This is a genomic window from Collimonas fungivorans, assembly GCF_001584145.1.
In the GTDB taxonomy this organism is placed as follows: Bacteria; Pseudomonadota; Gammaproteobacteria; order Burkholderiales; family Burkholderiaceae_D; genus Collimonas; species Collimonas fungivorans.
This window is the reverse complement of sequence record NZ_CP013232.1, coordinates 1,727,395-1,740,481: the sequence shown is the minus strand read 5'-3', so window position 1 is coordinate 1,740,481 and position 13,087 is coordinate 1,727,395. Positions and strand designations below refer to the sequence as shown.

Annotated in this window: 9 protein-coding genes; 7 read left to right on the top strand and 2 right to left on the bottom strand. The window is 59.0% G+C overall.

Translation table 11 applies throughout. The annotated features are described in order from the left end of the window. Positions 1-197: 197 nt before the first annotated feature. Positions 198-3,728 (bottom strand): chromosome segregation protein SMC, encoded by a 3,531-nt coding sequence (smc, locus tag CFter6_RS07470; protein WP_061542258.1) that lies wholly within the window; start codon positions 3,726-3,728, stop codon positions 198-200. A 261-nt stretch (positions 3,729-3,989) separates the two neighbouring features. Beyond that, entirely contained in the window at positions 3,990-5,033 is a 1,044-nt protein-coding gene (locus CFter6_RS07465; RefSeq protein ID WP_061539388.1) for a PDDEXK nuclease domain-containing protein, read from the bottom strand. Between the two features lie 320 nt (positions 5,034-5,353). Here CFter6_RS07465 and dapC point away from each other — a divergent pair, with 320 nt between their 5' ends. The 7 genes from dapC to prmB all read left to right on the top strand — a co-directional run bounded on the left by dapC (position 5,354) and on the right by prmB (position 13,009). Beyond that, positions 5,354-6,556 (top strand): succinyldiaminopimelate transaminase, encoded by a 1,203-nt coding sequence (gene dapC / locus CFter6_RS07460; RefSeq protein WP_061539387.1) that lies wholly within the window; start codon positions 5,354-5,356, stop codon positions 6,554-6,556. A 114-nt stretch (positions 6,557-6,670) separates the two neighbouring features. Further along, positions 6,671-7,498 carry a 2,3,4,5-tetrahydropyridine-2,6-dicarboxylate N-succinyltransferase gene (gene dapD, locus CFter6_RS07455; RefSeq protein WP_014005275.1) on the top strand — a complete coding sequence of 276 codons (828 nt, stop codon included), beginning with the start codon at positions 6,671-6,673 and terminating at the stop codon, positions 7,496-7,498. A gap of 96 nt (positions 7,499-7,594) precedes the next feature. Then, positions 7,595-8,740 (top strand): PilT/PilU family type 4a pilus ATPase, encoded by a 1,146-nt coding sequence (locus CFter6_RS07450; protein ID WP_061539386.1) that lies wholly within the window; start codon positions 7,595-7,597, stop codon positions 8,738-8,740. Positions 8,741-8,767: 27 nt separating this feature from the next. Next, positions 8,768-9,121 carry an ArsC family reductase gene (locus tag CFter6_RS07445; protein WP_061539385.1) on the top strand — a complete coding sequence of 118 codons (354 nt, stop codon included), beginning with the start codon at positions 8,768-8,770 and terminating at the stop codon, positions 9,119-9,121. A 32-nt stretch (positions 9,122-9,153) separates the two neighbouring features. After that, positions 9,154-10,302 (top strand): succinyl-diaminopimelate desuccinylase, encoded by a 1,149-nt coding sequence (dapE, locus tag CFter6_RS07440; RefSeq protein WP_061539384.1) that lies wholly within the window; start codon positions 9,154-9,156, stop codon positions 10,300-10,302. 44 nt (positions 10,303-10,346) lie between these two features. Continuing rightward, the gene (locus tag CFter6_RS07435) at positions 10,347-11,978 is read left to right on the top strand and encodes a methyltransferase regulatory domain-containing protein (protein WP_061539383.1); all 1,632 of its coding nucleotides are present in this window, start codon (positions 10,347-10,349) and stop codon (positions 11,976-11,978) included. Between the two features lie 146 nt (positions 11,979-12,124). Further along, positions 12,125-13,009: a 50S ribosomal protein L3 N(5)-glutamine methyltransferase gene (gene prmB, locus CFter6_RS07430; protein WP_061539382.1), complete on the top strand. Its 885-nt coding sequence runs from the start codon at positions 12,125-12,127 to the stop codon at positions 13,007-13,009. The last annotated feature ends 78 nt before the right edge of the window (positions 13,010-13,087 follow it).

The window sequence follows — 13,087 nt, the reverse complement described above, 5'->3', positions numbered from 1 at the left end:
GCACTCCCCAAGCAAAGCCATTTCTTTTTATAAAAACAATACAAGTATTACTGTATATGTCGCCAACGTAAAAATATTGAGACAATTTCTTACAATATATTGCATTACGACCAGAAAATCAGCTTAGTGGGGTCTAAAAAAGTTGTCAAGCTGGCCAAGCATGGCATCCGGGCCAGCCAGGGCTGCCTGTTTTACCCTTAAGCAGCGACGGCGTCGCTGGCGAAACTGCGTGCCGCTTCCATATCGACCGCCACGATCCGCGACACCCCCTGCTCCTGCATCGTCACCCCGATCAGCTGCTGCGCCATTTCCATCGCAATCTTGTTATGCGAAATGAACAGGAACTGGGTATTGGCCGACATCCGCTTCACCATATTGCAGAAACGCTCGGTATTGGCGTCGTCCAGCGGCGCATCCACTTCGTCCAGCAGGCAGAACGGCGCCGGATTCAGCTGGAACATCGAAAATACCAGGGCGGTCGCCGTGAGCGCCTTTTCACCGCCTGACAGCAAGTGGATCGTTGCATTCTTCTTGCCCGGCGGCTGCGCCATGACTTGCACGCCGGAATCGAGGATTTCGTCGCCGGTCATGATCAGCTTGGCCTGGCCGCCGCCGAACAGGATCGGGAACAGCTCGGCAAAGTGGTGGTTGACCTTGTCGAAGGTATCTTGCAGCAGGTCGCGGGTTTCCTTGTCGATCTTGTGGATTGCATCTTGCAGCGTATTGATCGCTTCGGTCAGGTCAGCATTTTGCGCATCCAGGAAATTCTTGCGCTCGGACGCCTGCGCCAGCTCATCCAGCGCCGCCAGGTTGACCGCGCCCAGGCCGGCGATGGCATTGGTCAGGCGCGTAACTTCACCCTGCAGGTACGATGGCCGCATTTCCGTTGTCAGCTTCTCGCTCAGGGCGGCTTCGTCAGCCTGCGCTTCGAGCAGCTGCTGCACGTATTGTTCCTGGTTGAGGCGCGCGGCCTGCTCTTTCAGCTGCAATTCCATGATGCGGTCACGCTGCGGCTGCAGGCTGCGCTCGGCTTGCAAGCGTGTTTCTTCATGCTGGCGCAAGTTCTGCGATACCTGGTCCAGCTCGTGGCGGGTATCGGCCAGCGCACGCTCTTGTTCGCTGCGCTTGTCCAGCAAGTCTTGCAGGCCGGCTTGCGCCGCCTGGTCGTCCAGGCTTTCCAGCTCCAGATGGCCCTGCTGCATGTTGGCGAACAGCTGTGCCGCCTGCTCCAGCGCGGTCGCGATGCTGCGCTTGAGTTCTTCGATCTTGTTGCGATGGGATTTTTCGGCAAATTCCGCTTCTTGCGCAGCGCGTTCCATTTCGCGCAAACGCTGGCGCGCATCGTTGAGCTGCTGTTCCTTGCCCAGGAAATCGGTTTGTCCGTCTTCGTGCTTTTCCTGCAGCTCAGCCAGTTCCATGTCGAGCTGTTCGAACTTGGCTTCCGATTCCATCTTGACCTGCTGCTGCTCGCTTTCCTGCGCGGCGATTTCGGCCAGGTCGGCAGCAATCTGCGAGCTGCGCTGGTTGAAGCGCTCCTGCAACTCGGACAATTTCATGACATCGATCTGCAAGCCATGCACCGCCTGGGTCAGGCCGGTATGGCGCAGGCGCATTTCCTGCAGGCGCTGGGTCGCTTGCGACAGCGCTGCTTCGGCGCGCACCGAACGCGACCGTGCTTCGTCGGCCAGCATCTGCTGCGCGCGCAACTGCTTGGTGATGTTTTCGATTTCCTGCTGGCGCGCCAGCATGCCGTCCTGCTCCGAATCGGAAGCATAAAAACGTACGCCGGTCCTGCTGATCACGTGGCCCTGGCGGGTGACGAAACTGGCGCCCAGCGGCAGTTTGTTGCGCTCGGCAAAAGCTGTCACGGTATCGTCGGCGACGTAGAAATTGTGCAGCCAGTCTTGCATCAAGACCCGCAGCCCCGGATCGTTCAGCTGCAACAGGCTGAGGAAAGGCTTGAGGCCGGCAGGTGTTTCAATATTGTCGGCCGGCGCCACGCCGTTCGGCGAGAACAGGGCCAGCTTGGCCGGCGGCGCATCGTTGAAGAAGGCCTTGGCCCAGTCCAGGTTTGACATTTCCAATGCCGAAGTACGCTCGCGCAGCACCGACTCCAGCGCGGTTTCCCAGCCGCCGTCGATATGCAGTTTTTGCCACAGGCGCGGCAGCCCAGCCAGCTCGTGCTTTTGCAGCCAGGGTTGCACCTTGCCTTCGGTCTGTACGCTTTCCTGCAATTGCTTGAGCGCCGTCAGGCGCGCTTCCAGCTGCGCGTTGTTGGCGCTTTCAGTATTGACCTGCTGTTGCGCATTGCGCCGTTCTTCTTCCAGGCGCGGCTGCTGTTCCTGTACTTCTTCCAGCTGCATGCCGACTTCTTCCAGCCCGGCCTGCTTCTCTTCCAGCTGCATGCGCAGGTTGGTCAGGTGGGCGTTGTCCGGCAGGTTCAAGCCGTTCTTTTCCTGCGCCAGGCGTTCGCGCCGGCTGGCAAGGCCGTTCAAGATATTCGAGGCGTTGCGCTGATGGGTGGATTCGAGTTCGATCTGCTGCTGGATCTGCATGATCTTGCCGCGCGACTCGGTACTCTTCAGCTGCGCCTCGCGCCAGCTCTGCTCCAGCGCCGGCAACTGGTCGTTGTGCTGCTGCGAGACCACCTGCGATTGCTCGACCCGCGCCGCCAGTTCTTCCAGGTGCATCTCGGCCTCGACCAGGTCGTCCTGGAACTGGCTGCCCTGGCGTTGCCACTGGTCGCGCTGCGCGGTCAGCGAATTGAGCTGCGATTGCAGGCGATTGCGCGACTCGATAACAAACTTGATCTGCGCTTCCAGGCTGCCGATTTCCGAATTGGTCTGGTATAGGTGGCCTTGTGCCTGGTGCATGCGGTCGCCGGCTGCGTAATGCGCCTGGCGCATGTGCTCCAGCTCGGTTTCCACATGGCGCAGCTTGGCGGTCTGTTCTTCCAGTTCGAGCTGCGCTTTTTCAATATCGCGGAAATGCTTTTCCTGCTCGGTCTTGGCTTCGTTCTTGCGCAGCAGCCACAGCAGTTTCTGCTTTTCTTCCTGGTCGCCTTGCAGTTCATGGAATTTCTGGGCGACCGCGGCCTGCGACTGCAGCTTTTCCAGGTTGGCGTTGAGCTCGCGCAGGATGTCTTCGACCCGCACCAGGTTTTCACGGGTGTCGTTCAGGCGGTTCTCGGTTTCGCGGCGGCGTTCCTTGTACTTGGAAACGCCGGCGGCCTCTTCCAGGAAAATCCGCAATTCTTCCGGGCGCGCTTCGATGATGCGCGAGATCATGCCCTGGCCGATGATGGCGTAAGCGCGTGGGCCGAGGCCGGTGCCCAGGAAAATGTCCTGGATATCGCGCCGGCGCACCGCCTGATTGTTGATGTAATAAGTGGAGGTGCCGTCGCGCGTCAAGGTGCGCTTGACGGCGATCTCGGCATACTGGCTCCACTGCCCGGCGGCTTTGCCGAGACCGTTGTCGAACACCAGTTCGACCGATGAGCGGCCAGCCGGCTTGCGGTGCGAGGAACCGTTGAAAATGACGTCCTGCATCGATTCGCCGCGCAGCTCGGAAGCCTTGGATTCGCCCAAGACCCAGCGCACCGCATCGATGATATTCGACTTGCCGCAGCCGTTAGGTCCGACCACGCCGACCAGCTGGCCCGGGACCTGAAAATTGGTGGGATCGACGAAAGACTTGAATCCTGATAATTTAATGGAGGTTAGACGCACGTTATCGACTGTTCTTATCAAAGTCGGCGAAAAAGCAGCCGCCATACTTCACACTATAAAAACGAGGAAAAACCTCGCAGGAGGTCGACATCATAACATTCTGCCCTGCCATATATGCGATATGGATGGCGATGACAAGCGTGAAATGTGATTGTTACCTTACTGTTAATCACGTAGGAGGAAGGCCATTTCCTGATAGGGAAACGAATTGCGCCGGTTCGCCGTTGCCGGCATGGACGGCGTTTTCACGACTGACGCCGGTCAGGTATGCTTCTCCAGGCTCTCCAGCCGTTGACGCGCCTGTTCTACCGAAAGGTTAAGGCGTGCCTGCAGAACTTCGCGCGGGGGCAACACGGTCACATATTCGGCCACATGGATTTCGCTCTTGTTCAACTCCAGCAATTCGATCTGCTCTTGCTTCTTGCCGGTGCACAGGATGATGCCCAGCGGCGGATTTTCGTCCGGTTCCTGTTCGAATTTCGACAGGTAGCGCAAATAGAGCTCCATTTGCCCTTTATACTCGGCCTTGAAATCGCCCAACTTCAGTTCGACGGCAATCAAGCGCTTGAGCTTGCGGTTGTAGAACAGCAAATCGATGTAAAAATCATCCTGATCTATCTGCAGGCGTTTCTGCCTTTCCACAAATGTAAATCCCGCTCCCAGCTCCAGCAGGAACTGCTCCATCTCGCGCAAGATGGCGTCTTCCAGGTCTTTTTCCAGATAACGATCCTGCAGCCCGAGAAAATCCAGCAAGTAAGGGTCTTTCAGTAAAAAGGCCGGCAATACCTGCCCTGTCTGCCGTAGTTGGGCCACTTCATGCGCAATGATTTTGTTAGGCTGTTTCGACAGCGTGCTGCGTTCAAACAGCATGGCATTCATGCGCTCCTGCAACTGCCGCGAGGACCAATGTTCGAGCCGGCACAGTTCGATGTAAAAACTGCGCTTCAGCTCGTCATCGATATAGATCAGTGTCTTGATATGGGTCCAGCTCAAATCTCTCCGCAGTGCGGTGACAATGTCTTCGTCGGGCATTGTCTCTGCGAAGCGGAGACAATGGCGCAGCTGCTTTTCGCTCCAGCCGCGACCGTAGGAAGCGGTCAATTGAGCAGCCAGGTTCCGCAGAATCTGGTGACCATATGCAGCCCGTTTCCCGCCCAGCACTTCAGCATGGATACGCCGCCCTACCTGCCAATACAACGAGCTCAGTTCAGCGTTGATGGTCTGCACCGCGCGCCGGCGGGCGGCGTCAATCAGCTGCCGGATATCGGCAATCAGTGCGGCATCGCTAAGTGCAGGGGAAATCATGGCAAGTCTGGCTGATAGGTGACGCACCTGGCTTCCGGCAGACTTCGGCTGTCGGACAAGCGCGGGGTGCTGGCAAAAGCATGGCAAAGCGGCGAAAACCCAGTCTATCGAATTTTATTTATTGCATGGGAAACAACGCAGAAAAATAAGACCAGTGCTTATATTTCAAGTTGTCAGTGATGACCAGGCTAAATTTGCCTCCGCCCGAGGAGAAGTCAGCCATTTCTGACGATCGGAGCCAGAGTTCTGTATATAATGCAAACAGCGTAATCATTGCGATTCCCCCATTTCACCTTTGTTATCCATCCGTTACTAAACACGTGAATCCATTACTAGACCGGCTGCAGCCGTATCCGTTTGAAAAACTGCGCGCCTTGTTCGCCGACGTCACGCCCAATCCTGCGTACAAGCCAATCAGCCTGGGAATAGGCGAACCCAAGCACCCGACTCCGAAATTCATCCAGCAAGCCCTGGCCGACAACCTGAACGGCCTCGCGAGCTATCCCAGCACCATAGGCGCGGAACCCTTGCGGGCAGCGATTGCCGGCTGGCTGGAGCGCCGCTACGGGCTGCCGCCGCTGGATCCTGCAACCCAGATCCTGCCCGTCAATGGCTCGCGCGAGGCGCTGTTTGCGCTGGCGCAGACGGTGGTCGATCCGGCCCAGCAAGATGCGTTGGTGATGTGCCCCAATCCGTTTTACCAAATTTATGAGGGTGCGGCCTATCTGGCCGGCGCCGAGCCGTATTTCGTCAATTCCGACCCGAGCCGCAACTTCGCTCCGGATTACCGCAGCGTGCCGGACGATGTCTGGCCGCGCGTCAAGCTGCTGTACCTGTGCTCGCCCGGCAATCCGACCGGCGCCGTGCTGTCGCTGGAGGACTGGAAAGAACTGTTTGCGTTGTCGGACCGCCACGGTTTCGTGATCGCCGCCGACGAGTGCTATTCCGAGATCTACTTCAAGCCGGAAGCGCCGCTGGGCGGGCTGCAGGCGGCCCACATGCTGGGCCGTGAGGGTTATCCGCGCCTGATCGCCTTTTCCAGCCTGTCGAAACGTTCCAACGTGCCGGGCATGCGCTCCGGCTTCGTCGCCGGCGACGCCGCCATACTGAAGAAATTCCTGCTGTATCGTACTTATCACGGCGGCGCCATGAGCCCGCCGGTGCAAGCGGCTTCGGTCGCCGCCTGGAACGACGAAACCCACGTCGTCGAAAACCGCGCCAAATACATGGCTAAATTTCAACAAGTCACCCCGGTGCTGCAAACCGTGCTGGATGTGGCGCTGCCCGACGCCGGCTTTTACCTGTGGGCCAAAGTGGACAAGCTGGCAGCAATCTCCGATACCGACTTCGCCAAGCGGCTGTATGCCGAATATAATGTAACGGTATTGCCCGGCAGCTATCTGGCGCGCGACGCCCATGGCAGCAATCCGGGCCGGCAACGCATCCGCATGGCGCTGGTAGCCGAAGTCGAGGAATGCCTGGAAGCGGCGCAACGCATTACAGCGTTTTGCCGTGGCCTCTAGCCTGCGACTTTGAGCGGCAGCAGCCTGATCCTACGTATTGCACCATGACGATGTGCTACCAAGCGTCTTCATGGTCAAATCCATGTTTTTAAACTTTCATATCAACGAATAATCATGACTCAATCCTTGCAAGCATTTATCGACCAGGCCTGGGAACAGCGCACCGAATTCTCGCCTAAGACAGCGCCGGCCGATGTCCGCGAAGCCGTCGCCAAGGTCATTGCCGAACTCAACCAGGGCACATTGCGCGTCGCCGAAAAAACCGACGGCAACTGGGTGGTCAACCAATGGATCAAGAAAGCCGTGCTGCTGTCGTTCCGCCTGGAAGACAACCTGCCGATGCCGGCCGGCGACAACATGCAGTTCTACGATAAAGTGCCGACCAAGTTCGCCAACTACACCGCGGAAGATTTCGCCAAGGGCGGTTTCCGCGTAGTGCCGCCGGCAGTCGCCCGCCATGGCAGCTTCATCGGCAAGAATGTGGTCTTGATGCCGTCCTACGTCAACATCGGTGCTTATGTCGATGAAGGCACCATGGTCGACACCTGGGCCACGGTCGGCTCCTGCGCCCAGATCGGCAAGAACGTCCACCTGTCCGGCGGCGTCGGCATCGGCGGCGTGCTGGAACCGATGCAGGCCAACCCCACCATCATCGAAGACAACTGCTTCATCGGCGCCCGTTCGGAAATCGTCGAAGGCGTGATCGTGGAAGAAAACTCGGTGATTTCGATGGGCGTCTACATCGGCCAGTCGACCAAGATCTATGATCGCGCCACCGGTGAAGTAACTTACGGCCGCATCCCTTCGGGTTCGGTAGTGGTGTCAGGCAGCCTGCCCTCGGCCGACGGCAAATACAGCTTGTATTGCGCGGTTATCGTCAAGCGCGTCGATGCAAAAACGCGCGCCAAGACCGGCATCAACGAACTGCTGCGCGAAGCCTGATCCAAGTGTGACCGGGCTTGACGTATGAAAATGCGCAAGCCCATTGCGATTTCATAATAATAATTTGCACTTTTCTTGCATTGAGGAGTTTTTTTGATGGCAATGGATCGCTTGTTTCATCTGATGCAGGAGAAGGAGGCGTCGGACATGTTCCTGGCGCCCGGTTCGCCGATTCATCTCAAGATCAAGGGCCAGATGGTCCCGGTCAACCAGCAGGCGATGGATGACAACACGATCCAGATGCTGCTGAAGGAAGTGCTGTCTGTCGAGCGCTTGCAGGAACTGGAGCGCAACAATGAGTTGAATCTTGGTTTGCCGGTGCCCGGCGTCGGCAGTTTCCGGCTATCGGCGTTCCGCCAGCGCGGCAGCATCTCGGCCGTGATCCGCTATATTCCGTATGAAATCCCGGCTTTCGAAGACCTGCGCCTGCCGCCCGCCCTGACCGAGCTGATAGGCCGCAAGCGCGGCTTGCTGCTGGTGGTCGGGGCCACCGGCTCCGGCAAGTCGACCACCATCGCCTCGATGCTGGACTATCGCAACAAGACCCAGGCAGGCCATATCCTGACCCTGGAAGACCCGATCGAATTCCTGTTCCATAGTCATCGTTCCATCGTCAACCAGCGTGAAATCGGCAGCGACACCACCGACCTCGGCGGCGCCCTGAAGAACGCCTTGCGGCAAGCGCCGGACTGCATCCTGATCGGCGAAATCCGCGACAAGGAGACCATGTCGGCCGCCATGGCCTATGCCCAGTCGGGCCACCTGGTGGTATCGACTCTGCATGCCAACAATACCTACCGCGCGCTGAACCGCATCATCAGCTTTTACCCGCTGGAGAACCGGCCAGCGCTGCTGGAAGACCTGGCGTCGACGCTGGCTGCGATCGTCTCGCAGCGGCTGGTCACCACCGTCAAAGGCGAACGCACGCCGGCAGTGGAGATCATGCTCAACACCCGCCACGTTTCCGAACTGATTGAAGAAGACAATATCAGCCAGATCAAGGAAGCGATGGAAAAAAGCCTGGCGCCCGGTTCGCAAACCTTCGAACAAGCGCTGATGCAGTTGATCGACGACGGCGTCATCACCCAGGACGAAGCGCTGGCGCACGCCGATTCGCCAAGCAACCTGTACTGGCTGATCAACAACCACACGCCTAGCTCGAAGAAGAATTCGATGCCGACGCTGCCGGAACCGGAACGCGTCGAAGGCGCGACCTTCACCGAATTCACGCTGGACCTGTAAACATCCGCATCACACCGCATTCAATCTATGGCAATTACACTTTACGGCATTCCCAATTGCGACACAGTCAAGAAAGCCCGCACCTGGCTTGAAGAGCAAGAGATCGCATACACCTTCCATAATTTCAAGAAAGACGGCGTCAGCGCCGAGCTGATCGCCACCTGGCTCAAGGACATTCCCTGGGATACGCTGGTCAACCGCAAGGGCACTACCTGGCGTGGCTTGCCGGAACAGCGCCGCAACGGCATCAGCGACGGCATCAGCGCCACTCCCCTGATGCTGGAACTGCCATCCATCATCAAGCGGCCAGTGCTGTTCACCGGCAAGCAAGCCTATGTCGGCTTTTCGGATGCGCTGTACCAAGAGATATTCAGCCAATAATTCGGCCAATAAGCCTACACAAAATGCCCCATATGAGCAACGATAGCAAAACCCTGGCGCTGGCCGAACAACTGATTGCCTTGTCGTCCGTCACGCCGCAAGACAAAGGCTGCCAGGCGCTCCTGATCGAACTGCTGGCGCCGCTGGGATTCACCTGCGAAACCATCCAGTCCGGCGACGTCACCAACCTGTGGGCACGCAAAGGCACGGCGCGGCCGCTGCTGGTGTTTGCCGGCCACACCGACGTGGTGCCGACCGGCCCGCGCGAACAATGGCAGTCCGATCCCTTCCTGCCCAGCCACCGCGACGGCAAGCTGTACGGCCGCGGCGCGGCGGACATGAAGACCTCGATTGCAGCGATGGTGGTGGCGGTGGAAGAATTCACGCAATCCCGTCCGGACCATGCCGGCTCCATCGCTTTCCTGATCACCAGCGATGAAGAAGGCCCGGCCACCGACGGCACCGTGGTGGTCTGCGAAAAACTCAAGGCGCGCGGCGAGCAGCTCGACTACTGCATCGTCGGCGAACCGACTTCCAGCTCGACGCTGGGCGACATGATCAAGAACGGCCGCCGCGGCACCATGTCCGGCAAGCTCACGGTGAAAGGCATACAGGGCCATATCGCCTATCCGCAGCTGGCGAAAAACCCTATCCACCTGGCGGCGCCGGCGCTGGCGGAACTGGCTGCCGAAAAATGGGATGAGGCCAATGAATATTACCTGCCGACCTCCTGGCAGATGTCGAACATCCATGGCGGCACCGGCGCGTCCAATGTGATTCCCGGCGAAGTCGTGATCGATTTCAACTTCCGCTTTTCCACCGCCAGCAGCATCGAAGGTTTGCAGCAGCGCGTGCACGCGATCCTCGATAAACATGGCCTGGAATACACCCTGGCCTGGACCGTTGGCGGCCGGCCGTTCCTGACGCCGCGCGGTACGCTGAGCGACGCCATCGCCGCCGCCATCAAGGTCGAAACCGGCATCAACACCGAGCTGTCGACTACCGGCGGCACTTCGGACGGACGCTTCATCGCGCAAATCTGTCCGCAGGTGATCGAATTCGGGCCGCCCAACGCCAGCATCCACAAGATCGACGAACATGTCGAAGTGCAGTTTATCGATCCCCTGAAAAACATCTACCGCCGCACGCTGGAAAACCTGCTGCCGCCTGCCTCGACTTAAGGGCATCTGCCCACCAATCAGCACTGAATCACGGAAAGGTGCCTATGGCCGATACAAAAAAAGACATCGTCGAACAAGCATACGATGCAACGCCATACACCTCTCATCCTTTCAAGGCCACCGCGCCGGAACACCTGGCGGCGGTAGCAACCCTGTTCAGCCTGGAACCGCCCGGCACCGGCAATGCGCGCGTGCTGGAGCTGGGTTGCGCCTCCGGCGGCAACCTGATCCCGCATGCCCAGCAAAACCCTGGCGGGCGCTACGTCGGGATCGACCTGTCTCAGGTGCAAATCAAGACCGGGCAACGGCGCATCGCCGCCCTCGGACTGCAGAACATCGCCCTGCATCACATGAGCATCACCGATATCGGCCCGGCGCTCGGCCAGTTCGACTACATCATTTGCCACGGCGTCTACAGCTGGGTGCCGCCGCAGGTGCAGGACGCCATCTTGCGCGTCTGCGCTGAAAACCTGGCGGCCAACGGCATCGCCATCATCAGCTACAACACCTATCCAGGCTGGAAGTTCAAGGAAGTGGTGCGTGAAGCCATGCTGTTTCGCGGCAACAAATATGAGAATCCGGCCGACAAGCTTGCGCATGCGCGCGGCATGTTCAATTTCATGCATGAAATGTCTGGCAAAGGCAGCGTGCTCAACCAGGTGCTGGAACAGCATGCCGCTGTGCTCAACGGCCAGTTCGACGATTATTACCTGCTGCACGAATACCTTGAGCCGTACAACTCGCCCTGCTACCTGAGCGAATTCATGGCGCGTGCGCGCGAACACAAACTCGCTTACCTGGCGGATGCCGAAACGCAATCCATGTTTGTCGGCAACCTGGGCAGCAACATTTCCGAGCCGCTGCTGCGCGAATGCGGTAACGACCAGGTAGTGCTGGAACAGTATATGGATTTCCTGCGCAACCGCCAGTTCCGCCATACCCTGCTGGTGCATGCGGAACAGCAAGGCCAGATCAGGTACCAGCTGGATCCGGCCCGGCTGGCGCAGTTGCATTACGCTTGTGTGGTCGACAGCGGCGGCGCCGCGATCACCCACGACGATGCCGGGCAATCGATCAAGCTCGGCGACCAGCAATTGCTGATCACGGGGCAAGTCAACAAGGTCGCCCTGCAAGTGCTGGGCGAACGCTTCCCTGCCACCATGCGCGTGGCGGAGATCGTTGCCGCCGTTCGCCAGCGCCTGGGACGCGAGCAGGATGTCGATACTGCGGCAGTCGATACTGCGGCAGTCGATACTGCGGCAGTCGATATCGGCACTGTGGTCAAGCTGATGGAGATACTGATCATCCGCGGCGCCGTCGATTACCGGACGCGGGCACTGGATGCCGCGTACAGCGTGGCGGAAAAGCCGGTTGCCCTGGCCGCGGCCCGCGCCGACATTGCACTGGACCCGGAATTCATGCCTACCAGCCTGTGGCACCAGCGGATTCCCCTGAATATCATCCAGAAACTGCTGTTGCCCAAACTTGACGGCAGCCATACCCAGGCCCAGCTGGTCGACTTCATCCTGCAGCAGGAACAGCAGAAAATGCTCGAATTCAAGGATAAGGACGGCCAACGCATAGCCGATCCGCATGCCTTGCGCACCGAGGCCGGCGAGCATGTCCGGAATGCCCTGCACGCACTCAGATATAATGCTGTCTTGATCGAATCCTGACAATATAGCGCCAATTAGCGCCGATACCCGGCTTATTCAGCCCGCTGTGCCCTTTCGACCGGGCATTTCCGTTAGAATCCGCCTGACATTTGCAAAGCGCTACCCCAAGCCGCTGCGTTACCAGCCTTACTTTTATTATCCGCGCCATGACACCACAATCCTTTACCACCATCCGCGACCTGCTGCGCTATGCCGTGACCCGCTTCAACACCGCCGGCCTGTTTTTCGGCCACGGCAGCAGCAACGCGCTGGACGAGGCGGCTTACCTGATCCTGCACACGCTGAAGCTACCGCTGGATAAAATCGAGCCGTTTTTCGACGCGCGCCTGCTGCGGCATGAAGTCGACGCCGTACTGCAAGTCATCGAAAAACGCAGCGTCGACCGCATCCCCGCCGCCTACATCACCAACGAGGCGTGGCTGGGCGAATACCGGTTCTACGTCGACCAGCGCGTGATCGTGCCGCGCTCCTTCATCGCCGAACTGATCCCGGACCATTTTTCGCCGTGGCTGCAAGACCCGGAAGCGGTCAGCAATATCCTGGAACTGTGCACCGGCTCCGGCTGCCTGCCTATCATGCTGGCGGACGCTTTCCCGCAGGCGCACGTCGATACCGCGGATATTTCGGCCGATGCGCTGGCCGTGGCGCGCCGCAACGTCGACGATTATGAATTGCAGGACCGTATCACGCTGATCGAATCCGACCTGTACAGCAAGGTGCCTGCCAAGAAATACAACCTGATCGTCACCAACCCGCCGTATGTCAATTCGGGTTCGATGGGCAAGCTGCCGCCGGAATACCTGCGCGAACCGCAAATCGCCCTCGCCGGCGGCGACGACGGCATGGACCTGGTGCGCAAGATCGTCGCCGGCGCCAAGCAGCGCCTGACCCCGGACGGCGTGCTGGTGGTCGAAATCGGCAACGAGCGCGCTTTCGCCGAAGCTGCGTTCCCGGACCTGGAAATGACCTGGGTCTCGACCAGCGCCGGCGACGACATGGTGTTCCTGCTGACGGCAGACCAGTTGCCCTAGCCCGCGCGGGCCCGGCGCCCAAATGACGGCAAATAAGCAGCAAGCAAGATCATCACAACCTGCATGTCGTTACAGACA

Coding starts and splice junctions, on each gene's coding strand:
- CFter6_RS07465 (WP_061539388.1), bottom strand. CDS start 5,033: ATGATTTCCCCTGCACTTAGCGATGCCGCACTGATTGCCGATATCCGG.
- dapD (WP_014005275.1), top strand. CDS start 6,671: ATGACTCAATCCTTGCAAGCATTTATCGACCAGGCCTGGGAACAGCGC.
- CFter6_RS07450 (WP_061539386.1), top strand. CDS start 7,595: ATGGCAATGGATCGCTTGTTTCATCTGATGCAGGAGAAGGAGGCGTCG.
- CFter6_RS07445 (WP_061539385.1), top strand. CDS start 8,768: ATGGCAATTACACTTTACGGCATTCCCAATTGCGACACAGTCAAGAAA.
- dapE (WP_061539384.1), top strand. CDS start 9,154: ATGAGCAACGATAGCAAAACCCTGGCGCTGGCCGAACAACTGATTGCC.
- CFter6_RS07435 (WP_061539383.1), top strand. CDS start 10,347: ATGGCCGATACAAAAAAAGACATCGTCGAACAAGCATACGATGCAACG.
- prmB (WP_061539382.1), top strand. CDS start 12,125: ATGACACCACAATCCTTTACCACCATCCGCGACCTGCTGCGCTATGCC.